The following is a 15,299-nucleotide window of genomic DNA, read 5'->3' on the forward strand; positions in this document are numbered from 1 at the left end:
GGCGGGAATGCCGCCGCCCGGCCGTCCTGCGGGGCGCTCCACGGCCCCCGGGCGGGATGTGGGCGGGCATATTGCCAAAGCCTCCATCGATCTTTCAACCACCCGCCCGTGACGGCCCTCTGACGGCGCCCCGCCGAGTTGGTTGCCAACTCATCCGTGATGTTCACTCGTTCGAGTGGCCGGGTGGGCGATGTCAGGCTCTCTCCCCAACACGCTGCAAAGGTCTGAGGCGGTACGAGGGGGCAGGGGGCGTTTACTTGTTGACCGGCCGTTACCTCGGCCACACGAGTAGACGAGCACGAGCACACGTACAGGATTGCGAGCACCGGTGCAGAAGAAGCGGTCTCGGAAGAACGGCACCGCCACCGACGGACCCGCCCCCGCAGGACGTCGCGTCCGCGTGCGCAGCAGGCTCGTCATCGGCGTCGCCGTCGCCGGCCTCACCGTCCTCGCGGCCGGCACACCAGCCGTGGTCTCCGCGACGCGGGAGCTGAACGACTCCCAGCAGCTGGTCACGCTCGCCGAGCAGACCCAGCACACCCTCACCCTCGCGCACCTCCTCGCCGACGAGCGCGACGCCGTCGTCGAGTACGTGGCCAAGGGCCGCCCCGGCGCACAGGCGAAGGGCCCCGTCCAAGAGCGCACCGCGCTCACCGACCGACAGCTCGCCGAGGTCCGGAACGAGGCCGACGAGCCCCTCGCCCTCGCCCTCGGCCGCGTCCAGGCCGTCCGCACCGAGGCCGTCGACGGCAAGGGCAGCGCCCTCGCCGCCCACCAGGCGTACGCGGGCGTCATCGCGGAACTGCTCGCCCCCGGCGACCGGCTCGCCGAGCTGACCCCGCCGCGGGCCGGCGCCGCCCTCGCCACCACGCGCCCGCTGGCCCCCCTCGGCCAGGCCGTGGAACAGGCCTCGGCCACCCGTGGACTGCTGCTCGCCGCACTGGCCGTCCCCCGCGGCGAGCAGGTCCCCAACTCCGCGGTCGTGGACGAACTGACCACCGCCGCCCAGCGGACCCGCGTACGGGAGCAGGCCGCCCTCGACGACTTCACCCGGGTCGCGCGGCCCGACGTGCGCCAGACCCTCGCCGCCACCGTCACCGGCCCCGAGGTCAAGACGGCCGACGACTACCTCAAGCGGCTCACCGAGCGGCCCACGCTGTCCTCCGCCGACCGCAAGCTCGACGGGGCCACCGTCGCCCCCGCGCTCACCGCCCGCATCGACCGCATGCGGTCCGTGGAGTCCACCCTCGCCGGGCAGCGGGCCACCGCCCTCGCCACCCTGCGCGACGACGACGTGACCCGGCTGGAGATGCTGGTCGCCGTCCTCGGCCTGCTGTTCCTGGTCGCCGTCGGCTTCTCGACGGCCGTGGCCCGCTCGCTGACCCGGCCGCTGTCCGTCCTGCGCCGCGGCGCGGCCCGGCTGGCGACCCCGGAGGGCTCGGTGGAGCCGGTCCGCTTCACCGGCCGCAACGACGAGTTCGCCGAGGTCGTACGCCACCTCAACGCGGTCCGCGACCAGACGGTCTCCCTGCACACCCGGATCGCCGGCCTCGACGCCGACGCGCGCCGGCTCATCGGCCGCAACGAGGCGCTGAGCTCGGGCCGGGAGGGACTGGAGGCGGAGCTGACGCAGCTGCGGGCCGGCCTCGAAGAGCACCGCCGCATCATGTCGACGACATCGGTCTCACTGTCCCTGCGCACCCTGGGGCTGGTCGAGCGCCAGCTCGCGGTCATCGAGGAGCTGGAGTCCAAGGAACAGGACCCGGACCGGCTGGCGACCCTCTTCAAGATGGACCACCTGGCGACGGTCATGCGCCGCCACAACGAGAACCTGCTGGTCCTGGCCGGACAGGAGCACGGCCACGGCGCCGGGGCCCCGGTCCCGCTGGTGGACGTCATGCGGGCCGCGGTCAGCGAGATCGAGCGCTACGAGCGCGTCGAGCTGGCGGCGCTGCCCCCGTTCACCCAGGTCGCGGGGCACGCGGCCGACGACATCTCGCACGTGCTCGCCGAGCTGCTGGAGAACGCGACGACGTTCTCGCCGCCGGAGGCCAAGGTGCGGGTCTCCGGGTGGCTGCTCGACTCGGGTGACGTGGTGCTGTCCGTCGTGGACGAGGGCATCGGCGTCACCGGCGACCGGCTGGAGGCGCTGAACGCCCGGCTGGCCACGCCCGAGGCGTACGACGAGGAGCCCGAAGCGGAACACGGCCTGGGCCTCGGCCTGTACGTGGCGGGGCGCCTCGCGGCCCGGCACGGGGTCACCGCGGAGCTGCGCGCGGGGCGGCACGGCGGCACGGAGGCCCTGGTGGTCGTCCCGGCGTCGCTGCTCCCGGCCACCCCGCCGAGCTCGCCGGTGCACACCTTCGCCACGCCGGGCGTGCCGGAGCTGCGGCTGCCGGGCGTGATCGCCGAGGCGAACGAGAACACCATCCCGCCCCGCCGGGTGCCTCCGGCGGTGGAACGGGACGCGGAGCCCCAGGCCGAGGCCGCCCCCGCCCCCGAGCCCTTCCGGGACCCGGGCCCGGAGGCGGACGCGGAGCTGCTGCGCAGCATGGAGTGGGACACCACCGACCCGACCGCCCCGGAGGAGCCCCTGGGCTCGGACCTCGGGCCGGATCTCGCCGGGGGGCCGGAGCCCGACGCGGATGCGGATGCGCTGTTCGCCGCGGCCGCGGCCGCCGCCGAGGCGACGGTCCCGGACGCGGAGCCGGTCCCGGACCCGGGTTCCGGCGTGGCCGCCGGAGAAGCCGCCGAGGTGTCGGGCGCGGACCTGGCACCGGACTTCGGGCCGGATCTGGCCGGGGGGCTCGAGCCCGACGCGGAGGTGCACGGCCTGGCCGCGGACGGTGGGCTGCCGCCCGCCGACCAGGTGTTCACGGTCCAGGCGCAGGCGCCGGAGGCGGAGCCTGCCTCGGGCGGCCACGCCTTCGCGGGCCCGGAGGGCGTCCTGCCTCCCGCCGACCAGGTGTTCACCGCCGCGAGCGGATCGGCGCCCGCCGACGAGCTGCTGGCGCGGGTGGTGCCGGCGGAGCCGGAGCCCGAGCTGCCGGGCGCCGAGCAGGTGTTCACCGTGGCCGGCGCAGCTGCAGAGGTCCCGGTCGAGCGGGATCCCGGCGACGAGCTCCTCGCGCGGGTCGTCCCCGACGCGGGACCGGAGGCCTTCGCCGGGTCCGACCCCGACCCGGCGTCCGCCGACCAGCTGCCCGATGCCGGACCGCGGGCCGACGTACCGGAACAAGGACTGCCGCTCCCCGGGCAGACCGCCGACGCCGTCGCCCCCGACGGCCCGGCGGAGCCCCACCGGCACGCACCCGACGAGGCCGACTGGGTCCCCCGTCAGGGGAGCCACCCCGACGCGGGACCGGAGGCCGTCACCGACAAGGGGCTGCCCAAGCGGACCCCGCGCACGGTGGCCGCACGTCGCCCCGAGGCCGCACGGCCGTCCGAGCCGGCGCGCCGCGTCGACGCGGAGGAGCTGCGCCGCCGCCTCGGCGGCTTCTACCAGGGGACGCGGGACGGACGGCGCGTCGTGGCCGCCGAGCTCGCACAGGACACCGACCAGGGGGACACCGCACAGGAGGCACGCACATGACCGCGCCCAGTACGTACGGACTGAGCACCCAGGCCCGCAACCTGCAGTGGCTGCTGACCGACCTGGTCGAGGAGGTGCCCGGCGTCAACTCCGTCGCCGTCGTGTCCTCGGACGGGCTCCTGCTGCTGTCCTCCGACCCCGGAGGAGCCGCCGGCGAGAGCCCCGCGCGCACCAAGGGCCCGCGCGGCGCCTCCGCCGACCTGGCCACCATCGTCTCCGGCCTCGGCAGCCTCACCACCGGCGCCGCCGAGCTCATGGACGGCGGCGGGGTCAAGCAGACGATGGTGGCGATGGAGCACGGCTCCGTCTTCGTGATGGCCATCAGCGACGGCTCGCTCCTCGGCGTGCACGCCACGCCCGACTGCGACATGAGCGTGGTGGCCTACCACATGGCCCTGTTCGTCGGCCGCGCCGGACACGTCCTGACCCCCGAAGTCCGCAGCGAGCTGCGCCAGTCGATGGAGAAGACCCCGTGAGGAGTACGGCCTCGGCGTCGGCGTCCGCGTCCGACCGGCTGCCGATACGCGGAGCCGACCGCCGGCCCGCCCGCGTCCGCCCGTACTCCCTGACGGGCGGCCGCACCCGCTTCACGCAGGTCCTGCACGTGGAGACGTTCGTCGCCGCCCTCGACACCCGGGCGTCGCAGCCGCAGATACCCGACGGCCGCGGACAGGACGACCGCATGGCCGACGGCCGCATACCCGACGACCGCATGCCCGAGATGCCGGCCATCGTCGAGGTCTGCCGCCGCATGCGCACCATCGCCGAGATATCCGCGCTGCTGAAGCTGCCGCTCGGCGTGGTCCGCGTCCTGGTCAGCGACCTCGCCGATCAGGGACGGATACGCGTCTACGGGACGGGGCACGGCCCCGGGCGCCCCGAGCGCGCGCTGCTGGAAAGGGTGCTCAGTGGTCTTCGCAGTCTCTGAGCCGGTCACCTCGGTGGACGACGAGCCCGTCCAGCCCTGGCAGTACGACCGCTCCCGCGCCCCCGTCGCCGTCAAGGTGCTGGTCGCGGGCGGCTTCGGCGTCGGCAAGACCACCTTCGTGTCGTCCGTCTCCGAGATCGCCCCGCTGCGCACCGAGGCGGTGATGACGCAGGCCAGCCTCCCGACGGACGACCTGTCGGCCACGCCGGACAAGAGCACCACCACCGTCGCGATGGACTTCGGCCGCATCACCCTCGCCGAGGACCTCGTGCTGTACGTGTACGGGACCCCGGGCCAGGAGCGGTTCTGGTTCATGTGGGACGACCTGGTGCGCGGCGCCATCGGCGGGATCGTGCTGGCCGACACGCGCCGGCTGCGCGACTGCTTCCCGGCCCTCGACTACTTCGAGAGCTGCGGGCTGCCGTACGCCGTCGCCGTCAACCACTTCGAGGGCTCGCACGCGTACGAGCCGGAGGACGTGCGCGAGGCGCTGACCATCCCGCCGCACGTGCCGGTCGTGATCATGGATGCGCGGCGCCGGGACACGGTCGTCGCCTCCCTGCTGACGCTGGTGGGCCACGCGCTGGACGCCACCCCCGAATAGCTCCGTAGCTCCGTAGCCGCCCGGCTCCGTAGGACCGCCGAACCGCCGAACCGCTCACCCGAATCGAGAACGTGAGATGCGCAAGATACTCGTCGTGGGGGCCGGCCAGTCCGGTCTCCAGCTCGCCCTCGGCCTCCAGGCCAAGGGGTACGAGATCACCCTCATGTCCAACCGGACGGCGGACGAGATCCGCACCGGGCGGATCATGTCCACGCAGGTCATGTTCGACACCGCGCTCCAGCACGAGCGCGACCTCGGGCTGAACTTCTGGGAGCGGCAGGCCCCGCGCATCGAGGGCATCGGCGTCTCGGTGGCCGGCCCCGACGGCACCCGCCCCGTCGACTGGCTCGGCCGCCTCAAGGGGTACGCGCAGTCCGTGGACCAGCGCCTGAAGATGGCCGGCTGGCTCGACGTCTTCGTGCAGCGCGGCGGACAGCTGGTGATCCACGGCGCGTCCGTCGCCGACCTGGACTACTTCTCCCGTACGTACGACCTGGTGCTGGTCGCCGCGGGCAAGGGCGAGCTGGTGTCGATGTTCGGGCGGGACGCGGCACGCTCCCCGTACGACGCGCCGCAGCGCGCGCTGGCCGTCTCGTACGTGCACGGGCTCGAGCCGCGCGCCGAGCACCCGGAGACGGAGGCGGTGCGCTGCAACCTGGTGCCGGGGGTGGGCGAGCTGTTCGTGATGCCCGCGCTGACCACGTCGGGGCGGGCGGACATCCTGTTCTGGGAGGGGCTCCCGGGCGGTCCGCTGGACGTGTTCCGCGGGGTGAACGACCCGGCGGAGCACCTCGCGCTCACGCTGGAGCTGATGGAGAAGTTCACGCCCTGGGAGTACGCGCGGGCGAGGAAGGCGGAACTGACGGACGCGGGCGGCACGCTGGCCGGCCGGTACGCGCCCGTCGTCCGCAAGCCGGTCGGGCGGCTGCCCGGCGGCGGGCTGGTGCTGGGCGTCGCGGACGTGGTCGTCGCGAACGACCCGATCACCGGCCAGGGTTCGAACTCGGCGTCGAAGTGCGCGGCCTCGTACCTGTCGTCGATCCTGATGCACGGGGACAAGCCGTTCGACGAGGCGTGGATGAAGGCGACGTTCGACAAGTTCTGGTTCACGACGGGCAAGCCGGTCACCCAGTGGACGAACGCGATGCTGGGCGTCCCGCCGGAGCACGTACTGAACCTGATCGGCGCGGCCGGGCAGCTGCAGCCGGTGGCGGACCGTTTCGCCAACGGCTTCGACAACCCGGCCGACTTCGACGCGTACTTCTACGACCCGCAGGACGCGGCGGACTACGTGGCGGAGGTCGCGTCGTCGGCGCCGGCATCGTCGGCGTCGTCGGCCGGCGCCGCTTCGGCGGAGTAACCGCTGTCGTCGCCGCCCGAGGCCTCGGGGATCGGCGGCGGGGTGAATTCGGCGAGCGGGTCCCCTTCGGGATCGGGCCGTACGGCTCCGAGCAGCGGATTGGCCGCGATGGGGGAGACCTTGACCTTCGCGCCGGGCCGCGGGGCCTGGATCACCTTCCCGTCGCCGACGTACAGGGCCACGTGGGTGGCGGTGGGGAAGTAGACCACCAGATCGCCGGGGCGCAGCTCGTCCAGGGGCACCTTGGGGAGCTGCGCCCACTGCTCCTGGCTGGTCCGGGGGATGGACCGGCCGGCGTGCGCCCAGGCCTGTGAGGTGAGCCCGGAGCAGTCGAAGGACCCCGGCCCCTCGGCGCCCCAGACGTAGGGTTTGCCGATCTGCTCGGTGGCGTAGGTCAGGGCGGCGCCGCCGGCGGCCGTGGGCGTACGGGGAGTGGTGGCGAGTCGGCCGGAGCCCAGCAGCTGCCGCTGCGCGGTGGCGGTGTCGGCGGCCTCGCGGGCACCGAGCTGGGTGAGCTGCTCGGGGCTGAGCGAGGCGAGCATCCGCTCGACCTGCTTGAGCTTGAGGTCGACCTGTTGCTTGTGCTGCTTGCGCTGTGCGTTCAGGGACTGCTGGGCGTCGAGGGACTTGCGGGCGGCGGTGGCGAGCACGTCGGCCCGGTGCTCGCCGCGGGTGAGGCGGGCCAGCACCCCCGCCCGGCGGGCGCCCTCACGGGCGGCGAGCCGGCGCTGGTCCTGGGCGGCCTGGGGGTCCCCGGTGAGCAGCATCCGGGCGTACGGGGAGAACCCGCGGGCCCCCTGGTACTGCGCCCGGGCCATCCGCCCGGCGGCGGCCTTCTCCGCCCCGAGGGCGGTACGGGCCTTCCCGAGCGCGGCACTGAGCCGCCGCTCCTCGTCCTGCCCGGCCTTGAGGGCGACTTCGGTGGCGTTGTACGCCTCGGCGGCCTCTTCGGCCTGCCGGTAAAGCCCCCGCAACTGCGCCAGCAACCCCCCGACCCCCACCGCCGCGGGGGCACCTGCGGCGCCTGGGGCGGCGGCGCCGGCTGCGCCGGTGGCCCGCGGTGCGGGGACGTCTGCGGCGCCGGGGCTCGTGGTGTCGCCGGGCTCTGCCGAGCCGCCGACCCGGGGGGCGGTGGCGCCTGCGGCGCCGGGGCTCGTGGTGTCGCCGGGCTCTGCCGAGCCGGCGGCCTGGGAGGCGGTGGCGTCCGCCGCGCCGGGGGCCTGCGGAGCGGCGCTGCCTGTGGCGCCGGGGCGCGTCGGGGCGGTGGCGCCGCGGGCGCCGGTGGTCTGCGAGGCGGGACCATCCGAGGAGCCGAGGCTCCGCGGGGCGGCGGCGCCCGGACCCTGCCGGTCGGAGCCGCCTCCGGAGCCGGTGGCCCGGAGGCCGGCGGTGCCTCCCGCGCCGGGAGTCCGCCGGGCGGTGGCGCCGCCGGCGCCGGGGGACGGCTGAGGCGTGGCGCCTGCGGCGCCGGCACCCTGGCGGGCGGTGGCATCCCCCGCACCGGCGGCCGGCGGGGTGATCGCGTCCGGCGCGCCCAGTCCCTGCGGGGCGGTGCGGCCCCTGAACCCCGGGTTCTGCCGGGCGGCGGCAACCGCCGAGCCGGGGTCGCGCCGGGTGGCGATGCCGGGAGTCTGCCGGGGGCCGGCGTGGGCCGCGCGAGCGGTGTGGCGGGTGGCGGCGTCCGCTCCACCGGGAGTCTGCCGGGCGGTGACGGGGGCCGAGGGGGTGCCGAGTGCGGGCTTGGCGTGGGTGGCGGGAAACGGCCCGGCCGTGACGACCACGGCGGCGATGCAGACGGCGCGGAGCAGGCGGCGTGACATGTGGATCACCTCCAGGCGGCCGATGCTGCCACGCCCGGTATGACAAATCCCCCACCCGGGACGGCCAGTTCCCCACTCTCACCCCTCCGGCCCAGCACCCGCCGCGATCGCCGAAGGGCTGGACACGGTCCCCGTGCCGCTGCGGACCCGCGCCGGCGGGAGCGCCGGGCCAGGGGCGGCCGGCCGGGTCCGACCTTGCACCCCGTCAGGGGTGGAGGAGGCGGGTCTTCGCCTCCTTGAACTCCTGCGGGGTCAGGAGGCCCTCCCGGGCCAGCTTCGCCAACTCCGCCAACTCGGCGGCCAGCCCACCGAGCGGGAGCCCCGGCTCCGTCCCCGGGCCACCGGCCACGGCCCCCGGCTCCGCCCCAGGTTCCGTGGCCGGGCCGCCGGGCAGGGCGCCCGGCTCCGCCTCCGGGCCCCCGGGCAGGGTGCCCGGCTCAGCCCCAGGTTCCGCCCCCCGGCCGCCGGGCAGGGTGGCGGGCTCGGCCCCTGGTTCGGAGCCCGGCTCCCCCCGACCCGCCCCCGCCTCGCCGCCGGCCGGCAGTGGCCCCGCCGCTCGGGTGAGGAGGCCGCGGAGCAGCGGGTGGCCCGAGGGGCGGCGGGCCGGTTCCACTCGTACCCCGATCGGGCGGATGAACATCAGGCCGCCCCCGTCCGCTCCGGCGGGATCCGGACCGAGCCCACGATCCGCCCGCCCGCCGCCCGTACGGCGATCGCCGCGTCCTCGGCCCACACGTGCTCCACCACCAGCAGCAGCGCGCAGCTGCCCCGCTCCAGCAGCTCCGCCGCCTCCTGGACGTCCTCCGCCCCGATCAGCTGCGCGGCCTCACGGTGCCTCAGCAGCCCCTGGAGCTCCATGAACTCGTCGAACTCCGCCGCCAGCACCTCACCCGCAGCCGTTCTCGAGACCACGAGCCCGTCGATGAGCCGGACCACCCCCGCCTTGCGCAGCCCCATCACGGCCTCGACCGCAGGCACCCGCAGCTGCTCCTCCGGGAAGGCCAGGACGATGAATTCCACTGGTCCCATGTGCCGCGGCTCCCGTTCGTGCCCTCGTGACCGTTCTGACGGCGCTCTGACGGCCTTCTGATGACTCTTCTGACGGCTCTTCTGACGACTCTTCGGCACTCTATGACATAAGCGGACATACCATCCGTCCACTTGCTACGTTTCCCGTATGACCGCTCTGACGGCAGAGGTGGCGGAGCCCGCCCCGCCCCCACCCCCCGACGGCTCCGCCTCCAAACGCAGGGGCGTCGAGCTGACGCTCCTCGCCGGGGCCGTCCTCATCTCCGTCCTCGGCCACCACTACGTCGGCCTCGCCACCACCGGCCGCACCCCCCGGCCCGCCGGCCACTACGCCGCCGGCCTCGCCGCCGCCGCCCTGATCGCGCACCTCGCCGTCCGCTTCCGGGCCCCGTACGCCGACCCGCTCGTGCTCCCCATCGCCGTCCTGCTCAACGGCCTCGGCCTCGTCCTCATCCAGCGCCTCGACGTCGCCACCCCCGCCCACCTCACCGCCGGGGACCAACTGCGCTGGTCCGCCCTGGGCGTGGCCCTCTTCGTCCTCGTGGTGGTCCTGCTGCGCGACCACCGCGTGCTCCAGAAGTACGCCTACCTCTCCGTGGCCGCCGCCCTCGCGCTGATGCTCGTCCCCGTGTTCTTCCCGGCCGTCAACGGCGCCCACATCTGGATCCGCTTCGCCGGACTCTCCTTCCAGCCCGGCGAGTTCGCCAAGATCCTGCTCGCCGTCTTCTTCGCCGCCTACCTCGCCGCGAACCGCACCGCGCTCGCCCTCACCGGCCGCCGGCTCTTCTGGAAGCTGCGCCTCCTGCCCGGCCGGGTCCTCGGCCCGATCCTCGCGATCTGGCTGCTCAGCGTCGGTGTCCTCGTCCTCGAACGCGACCTCGGGACCTCGCTGCTGTTCTTCGGGCTCTTCGTCGTCATGCTGTTCACCGCCACCGGGCGGATCGGCTGGATCGCGATCGGGTTGCTGCTGGCCGCCCTGGGCGCGTACGCCGTCGGCACGCTGGAGCCGCACGTGCACAGCCGGGTCGAGGACTGGGTGAATCCTTTCGCCTCCATCGAGCGCGGTGAAGGGCCCGGCCAGCTCGCCCAGTCCCTCTTCGCCTTCGGCGCGGGCGGACTCCTCGGCTCCGGACTCGGCCACGGCCAGTCCTTCCTCATCGGCTTCGCCGCCAAGTCAGACTTCATCCTCGCCACCGCCGGGGAGGAACTCGGCCTCGTCGGCCTGACCGCGATCCTGCTCCTCTACGGGCTCCTCGTGGACCGCGGATTCCGTGCCGGGCTCGCCCTGCGCGACCCCTTCGGGCGCCTCCTCGCCACCGGCCTCGCCTCGATCGTGGCGCTCCAGGTGTTCGTGATCGCCGGGGGAGTCACGGGGCTGATCCCGCTCACCGGCATGGCGATGCCCTTCCTCGCCCAGGGCGGCTCCTCCGTCGTCACCAACTGGATCATCGTCGCGCTGCTCGTCCGGCTCGGCGACAGCGCCCGCCGGCCCCGCCCCGCCGGAGCGGAAGCCGCACAGGCCCGGGCGGGGGCCGCCGAGTGATCCGGTACATCCGCTGGTGCGGGTACTTCTGCGCGCTGCTGCTCGTCGCCCTGCTCGTCAACGTGGCCCGGGTGCAGGTCTGGGAGGCCGCCGCGTACGGCGCGAACCCGGCCAACAAGCGTCCCGCCATCGAGCGCTACGCCCAGCCCCGCGGGGACATCCTGGTCGACGGCCGGCCCGTCACCGGCTCCCGGGACAGCGGCCAGCTGCTGCGCTACGAGCGGACGTACGCGAACGGCCCGCTGTACGCGCCGGTCACCGGGTTCTCCTCGCAGACGTACGGGACCAGCCTGCTCGAGCGCGCCGAGGACGCGATCCTCTCGGGCACCGACCCGGGGCTCTCGGCCTTCCCTCTCTGGTACGACCTCGCCCGCGGCCGGCCCGCCGGCGGGAACGCGGCGACCACCGTCCGGGCCGGCCTGCAGCGGGCCGCGTACACCGGGCTGGCGGGCCGGCGCGGCGCGGTGGCCGCGCTCGACCCCGCCACCGGGGAGATCCTCGCGCTGGTCAGCAGCCCCTCGTACGATCCGGCGGTGCTCTCCGGCACGGGCGCGGCCGTCAAGGCGGCCTGGGCGCGGCTGAACGCGGACCCCGCGCGGCCGATGCTGAACCGGGCGCTGCGCGAGACGTACCCGCCGGGCTCCACCTTCAAGATCGTGACGGCGGCCGCGGCCCTGGACGCGGGCGTGGTCGCCGACGTGGACGCGCCCACGCAGACCCCCGACCCCTACCCACTGCCGGGTACGAGCACCCTGCTGCCGAACGCGGGCACCGGCTGCCGGGACGCCTCGATGGCGGAGGCGGTGCAATGGTCCTGCAACACGGTGATGGCGAAGATCGGGGTCCAGGTCGGGCTGCGCAGGATGGTGGACGCGGCCCGCCGGTTCGGGTTCGACGACGACGGGCTGCGGGTGCCGGCCTGGGTGTCGCGGTCGAACTTCGACACCGACATGAGCCCGGACCAGCTGGCGCTGTCGTCCATCGGGCAGTTCAACACGACGGCGACGCCGCTGCAGATGGCGAGGGTGGCGGCGGCGGTGGCGAACGGCGGCGAGCTCAAGTCCCCCTACCTCGTGGACCGGACCACCCAGGACGACGGGGTCCAGGTCCGGCGCGGGCAGCAGCGCAGCCTGGGCCGGGCGATGAACCCGGCGACGGCCCTGCGCCTGCAGGAGCTGATGGTGCAGGTGGTGGAGAACGGCACCGGCCACAACGCTGCGATCCCGGGCGCGGTGGTCGGCGGCAAGACCGGCACCGCCCAGCACGGCGTCGGCAACGCGGGGACCCCGTACGCCTGGTTCATCGGCTGGGCCAAGGCCGAGGACGCGCCGCTGCCGGGGGTCGCGGTCGCCGTGGTGGTCGAGGACGCGGAGGCGCACCGCGGGGACATCAGCGGCAACGGCGCGGCGGCGCCGATCGCCCGCGCGGTGATGGAGGCCGCGCTCGCCGCGCCGTGACCTGCCCCTACTCCGCGCCCTCCGCGATGGCCGCCTCGACCTCCGCCACCCGCTCCGCCTCCTCCGCCGCGAACCGTTCGCGGTCCAGGGCCTCGGCGATCTCCTCGTCCTGGCTCATCAGCAGGTCCAGGTTGGAGTTGCCCATCTCGAAGACGCCCATGTCCAGGTACGCCTTCTGCAGCCGCTCGCCCCACAGGCCGATGTCCTTCACGCACGGCACGATCCGGCTGAACAGCAGCTTCCGGAACAGGTGCAGGAACTCCGACTGCTCGCTGAACTGCTCGGCCTCCTTGCGCGGGATGCCGAAGTTCTCCAGCACCTCCACCCCGCGCAGCCGGTCCCGCATCAGGTGGCAGCCCTCGATCACGAACTCCTCGCGCTCACGCAGCTCGGCGTCCGTCAACTGCTTGTAGTAGTCGCGCAGCGCCATCCGCCCGAACGCCACGTGCCGGGCCTCGTCCTGCATGACGTACGCCAGGATCTGCTTCGGCAGCGGCTGGTCGGTCGTGTCGCGGATCATCCCGAACGCGGCCAGCGCCAGCCCCTCGATGAGCACCTGCATGCCCAGGTACGGCATGTCCCAGCGGGAGTCGCGCAGGGTGTCGCCGAGCAGCCCCTGGAGGCTGTCGTTGATCGGGTAGAGCATCCCGACCTTCTCGTGCAGGAAGCGGCCGAAGATCTCGGCGTGCCGGGCCTCGTCCATCGTCTGGGTCGCGGAGTAGAACTTCGCGTCCAGGTCCGGCACCGACTCCACGATCCGCGCCGCGCACACCATCGCGCCCTGCTCGCCGTGCAGGAACTGGCTGAAGTTCCAGGCGGTGTAGTGCCGGCGCAGCTCGCCCTTGTCCTTCTCGGTGAGTCTCGACCAGTGCCGGGTGCCGTAGAGGGTCAGCGCCTCGTCCGGGGTGCCGAGCGGGTTGTACGGGTCCACCTCCAGCTCCCAGTCGATGCGCTTGGCGCCGTCCCACTGCTTGTCCTTGCCCTTCTGGTACAGGGCCAGGAGCCGTTCGCGGCCGTCGGCGTACTCCCAGCTGAAGCGGGCTGCGCCAGAGGCCGGAACCTGCCAGACGTCCGCGCCCGGGTCCTTGGTGTAGAGCTCGTGCGTCGACACTGACGCCCCCTCGGCTCGTGTACTTCCGTACAGGACTGGATGGTTGGCAGCGTCACACGTTGGTAGACGCGGGGTCAACAAGTCGTGCGCAGGGGATTGACGGTCTTGCTGACAAGCAGTCTCATAAGTGATGACCGCCGGTAACCCGATGAGCGAGGTATCCGAAGCCATGACGACCGTGACCGATCGAGGCGCGCTGCAGGACGCGCTCGGCCTCCTCAAGGACCGCGAAGAGATCGCCGCACGACTGCTCGAATCCTCGGCCAAGCACTCCTTCGACCCCGACAAGGAACTCGACTGGGACGCACCGCCCATCGACGGCACGTACTACTGGCCGCCCGAGCTGCTCTCCCTCTACGACACCCCGCTGTGGAAGAAGATGGGCGAGGAGCAGCGCATCGACCTCTCCCGCCACGAGGCGGCGGCGCTCGGCTCGCTCGGCATCTGGTTCGAGATCATCCTGATGCAGCTGATGGTCCGGCACATCTACGACAAGTCCCTGACCAGCAACCACGTCCGCTACGCGCTCACCGAGATAGCCGACGAGTGCCGCCACTCGATGATGTTCGCCCGCATGATCCAGAAGGCCGGCGCTCCCGCCTACCCGGTCTCCCGCCTCAACCACAACCTCGCCCGCATCCTCAAGACGGTCTCCACGACCCCGGGTTCCTTCGCCTGCACCCTGCTCGGCGAGGAGATCCTCGACTGGATGCAGCGCCTCACCTTCCCCGACGAGCGCATCCAGCCCCTCGTACGCGGCGTCACCCGCATCCACGTCATCGAGGAGGCCCGGCACGTCCGCTACGCCCGCGAGGAACTGCGCCGCCAGATGCTGACCGCCCCGCGCTGGGAACAGGAACTCACCCGCATCAGCTGCGGCGAGGCGGCCCGCGTCTTCTCCCTGGCCTTCGTCAACCCCCAGGTCTACGAGAACATCGGCCTCGATCGGCGCGAAGCCGTCGCCCAGGTCCGGGCGAGCGGCCACCGCCGCGAGGTCATGCAGACGGGCGCCAAGCGCCTCACGGACTTCCTCGACGACATCGGCGTGCTGCGCGGGGTCGGCCGCAGGCTGTGGAAGAGCTCCGGACTCCTCGCCTGAACCGGCTGTTCCGGGGCTACCCTGCGGGCATGACGACCGTACGCGCGTACCGCAGGCTGAGCGTCGAGGAGCGGCGGGCCCAGCTCCTCGACGCCGCCTTGTCGCTGTTCGCGCACCGGGCCCCGGAGGAGGTCTCGCTCGACGACGTCGCCGAGGCGGCGGGCGTCTCACGGCCCTTGGTCTACCGCTACTTCCCGGGCGGCAAGCAGCAGCTGTACGAGGCCGCCCTGCGCTCGGCGGCGGACCTGCTGGAGCAGTGCTTCGCCGAACCGCAGGTCGGTCCCCTGACCCAGCGCCTCTCCCGGGCGCTGGACCGCTACCTGGCCTTCGTGGACGAGCACGACGCGGGCTTCTCGGCCCTCCTCCAGGGCGGCAGCGTCGTCGAGACCTCCCGTACGACGGCGACGGTGGACGGCATCCGCCGGGCGGCGGCGCAGCAGATCCTCTACCACCTGGCGGTCCCGGCCCCCGGCCCGCGGCTGCGGATGATGGTCCGCACCTGGATCACCGCGGTCGAGGCGGCCTCCCTGATCTGGATCGACGAGGGAAAGCAGCCGGACGTCTCGTCCCTGCGCGACTGGCTGGTGGACCAGTTCATAGCCCTGCTGACGGCGACGGCGGCCACCGACCCGGAGACCGCCGCCGCGGCGCGGGCCGCGCTGGCCCTCGAATCGGCGGACGGCCCGGTCGGGGTTCTGGCCCGGCGCGTGATCCCTGTGGTCTCCGAGGCCGCCCACCTGCTGTGACACTGGTGGG

The 15,299-nt window shown here is 73.7% G+C and carries 13 protein-coding genes; 9 read left to right on the forward strand and 4 right to left on the reverse strand.

Going from position 1 to position 15,299, the window contains the following annotated elements; genetic code table 11:
• Positions 1–400 precede the first annotated feature (400 nt).
• The 5 genes from ACZ49B_RS01100 to ACZ49B_RS01120 all read left to right on the forward strand — a co-directional run bounded on the left by ACZ49B_RS01100 (position 401) and on the right by ACZ49B_RS01120 (position 6,484).
• Positions 401–3,592 (forward strand): sensor histidine kinase, encoded by a 3,192-nt coding sequence (locus tag ACZ49B_RS01100; RefSeq protein WP_468299221.1) that lies wholly within the window; start codon positions 401–403, stop codon positions 3,590–3,592.
• A complete protein-coding gene (locus ACZ49B_RS01105; RefSeq protein WP_468299223.1) occupies positions 3,589–4,068 on the forward strand; it encodes a roadblock/LC7 domain-containing protein in 480 nt (159 codons plus the stop codon). The genes ACZ49B_RS01100 and ACZ49B_RS01105 overlap by 4 nt, the downstream gene beginning before the upstream one ends.
• On the forward strand, positions 4,065–4,520 hold the full coding sequence (locus ACZ49B_RS01110; protein WP_468299225.1) for a DUF742 domain-containing protein: 456 nt from the start codon (positions 4,065–4,067) through the stop codon (positions 4,518–4,520). Before ACZ49B_RS01105 ends, ACZ49B_RS01110 begins: the two co-directional genes overlap by 4 nt.
• Complete coding sequence (locus ACZ49B_RS01115) at positions 4,501–5,124, forward strand: GTP-binding protein (protein WP_468299227.1); 624 nt, start codon at positions 4,501–4,503, stop codon at positions 5,122–5,124. The genes ACZ49B_RS01110 and ACZ49B_RS01115 overlap by 20 nt, the downstream gene beginning before the upstream one ends.
• A gap of 76 nt (positions 5,125–5,200) precedes the next feature.
• Positions 5,201–6,484 carry a styrene monooxygenase/indole monooxygenase family protein gene (locus ACZ49B_RS01120; RefSeq protein ID WP_468299229.1) on the forward strand — a complete coding sequence of 428 codons (1,284 nt, stop codon included), beginning with the start codon at positions 5,201–5,203 and terminating at the stop codon, positions 6,482–6,484.
• On the opposite strand, the gene ACZ49B_RS01125 is transcribed toward ACZ49B_RS01120, so the two are convergent.
• From ACZ49B_RS01125 to ACZ49B_RS01135, 3 genes are all read right to left on the reverse strand, one after another.
• Positions 6,412–8,304 (reverse strand): C40 family peptidase, encoded by a 1,893-nt coding sequence (locus tag ACZ49B_RS01125; protein WP_468299231.1) that lies wholly within the window; start codon positions 8,302–8,304, stop codon positions 6,412–6,414. The genes ACZ49B_RS01120 and ACZ49B_RS01125 overlap by 73 nt on opposite strands.
• Before the next feature lie 205 nt (positions 8,305–8,509).
• The gene (locus tag ACZ49B_RS01130) at positions 8,510–8,944 is read right to left on the reverse strand and encodes a hypothetical protein (RefSeq protein WP_468299233.1); all 435 of its coding nucleotides are present in this window, start codon (positions 8,942–8,944) and stop codon (positions 8,510–8,512) included.
• Positions 8,944–9,333, reverse strand: coding sequence for a DUF6325 family protein (locus ACZ49B_RS01135; protein WP_468299235.1), 390 nt, complete (start codon positions 9,331–9,333; stop codon positions 8,944–8,946). Before ACZ49B_RS01135 ends, ACZ49B_RS01130 begins: the two co-directional genes overlap by 1 nt.
• Positions 9,334–9,481: 148 nt before the next feature.
• On the opposite strand from ACZ49B_RS01135, the gene ACZ49B_RS01140 reads away from it, so the two are divergent.
• Together ACZ49B_RS01140 and ACZ49B_RS01145 are read left to right on the forward strand one after the other, a co-directional pair.
• A complete protein-coding gene (locus ACZ49B_RS01140) occupies positions 9,482–10,876 on the forward strand; it encodes an FtsW/RodA/SpoVE family cell cycle protein (protein WP_468299237.1) in 1,395 nt (464 codons plus the stop codon).
• The gene (locus ACZ49B_RS01145) at positions 10,873–12,333 is read left to right on the forward strand and encodes a penicillin-binding transpeptidase domain-containing protein (protein ID WP_468299239.1); all 1,461 of its coding nucleotides are present in this window, start codon (positions 10,873–10,875) and stop codon (positions 12,331–12,333) included. The genes ACZ49B_RS01140 and ACZ49B_RS01145 overlap by 4 nt, the downstream gene beginning before the upstream one ends.
• Positions 12,334–12,340: 7 nt before the next feature.
• Here the strand turns inward: ACZ49B_RS01145 and ACZ49B_RS01150 are convergent, their stop codons facing one another.
• Positions 12,341–13,444 carry a ferritin-like domain-containing protein gene (locus tag ACZ49B_RS01150; RefSeq protein ID WP_468299242.1) on the reverse strand — a complete coding sequence of 368 codons (1,104 nt, stop codon included), beginning with the start codon at positions 13,442–13,444 and terminating at the stop codon, positions 12,341–12,343.
• 169 nt (positions 13,445–13,613) lie between these two features.
• On the opposite strand from ACZ49B_RS01150, the gene ACZ49B_RS01155 reads away from it, so the two are divergent.
• Complete coding sequence (locus tag ACZ49B_RS01155; protein WP_266663781.1) at positions 13,614–14,543, forward strand: AurF N-oxygenase family protein; 930 nt, start codon at positions 13,614–13,616, stop codon at positions 14,541–14,543.
• A 29-nt stretch (positions 14,544–14,572) separates the two neighbouring features.
• Entirely contained in the window at positions 14,573–15,289 is a 717-nt protein-coding gene (locus ACZ49B_RS01160; RefSeq protein WP_468299245.1) for a TetR/AcrR family transcriptional regulator, read from the forward strand.
• Positions 15,290–15,299 lie beyond the last annotated feature (10 nt).

This window comes from Streptomyces sp. NPDC031132 (genome assembly GCF_055570595.1).

Excerpts from the sequence above, each read along its gene's own strand:
- ACZ49B_RS01105 (WP_468299223.1), top strand. The coding sequence starts at position 3,589 with ATGACCGCGCCCAGTACGTACGGACTGAGCACCCAGGCCCGCAACCTG.
- ACZ49B_RS01120 (WP_468299229.1), top strand. The coding sequence starts at position 5,201 with ATGCGCAAGATACTCGTCGTGGGGGCCGGCCAGTCCGGTCTCCAGCTC.
- ACZ49B_RS01125 (WP_468299231.1), bottom strand. The coding sequence starts at position 8,304 with ATGTCACGCCGCCTGCTCCGCGCCGTCTGCATCGCCGCCGTGGTCGTC.
- ACZ49B_RS01130 (WP_468299233.1), bottom strand. The coding sequence starts at position 8,944 with ATGTTCATCCGCCCGATCGGGGTACGAGTGGAACCGGCCCGCCGCCCC.
- ACZ49B_RS01135 (WP_468299235.1), bottom strand. The coding sequence starts at position 9,333 with ATGGGACCAGTGGAATTCATCGTCCTGGCCTTCCCGGAGGAGCAGCTG.
- ACZ49B_RS01140 (WP_468299237.1), top strand. The coding sequence starts at position 9,482 with ATGACCGCTCTGACGGCAGAGGTGGCGGAGCCCGCCCCGCCCCCACCC.
- ACZ49B_RS01155 (WP_266663781.1), top strand. The coding sequence starts at position 13,614 with ATGACGACCGTGACCGATCGAGGCGCGCTGCAGGACGCGCTCGGCCTC.
- ACZ49B_RS01160 (WP_468299245.1), top strand. The coding sequence starts at position 14,573 with ATGACGACCGTACGCGCGTACCGCAGGCTGAGCGTCGAGGAGCGGCGG.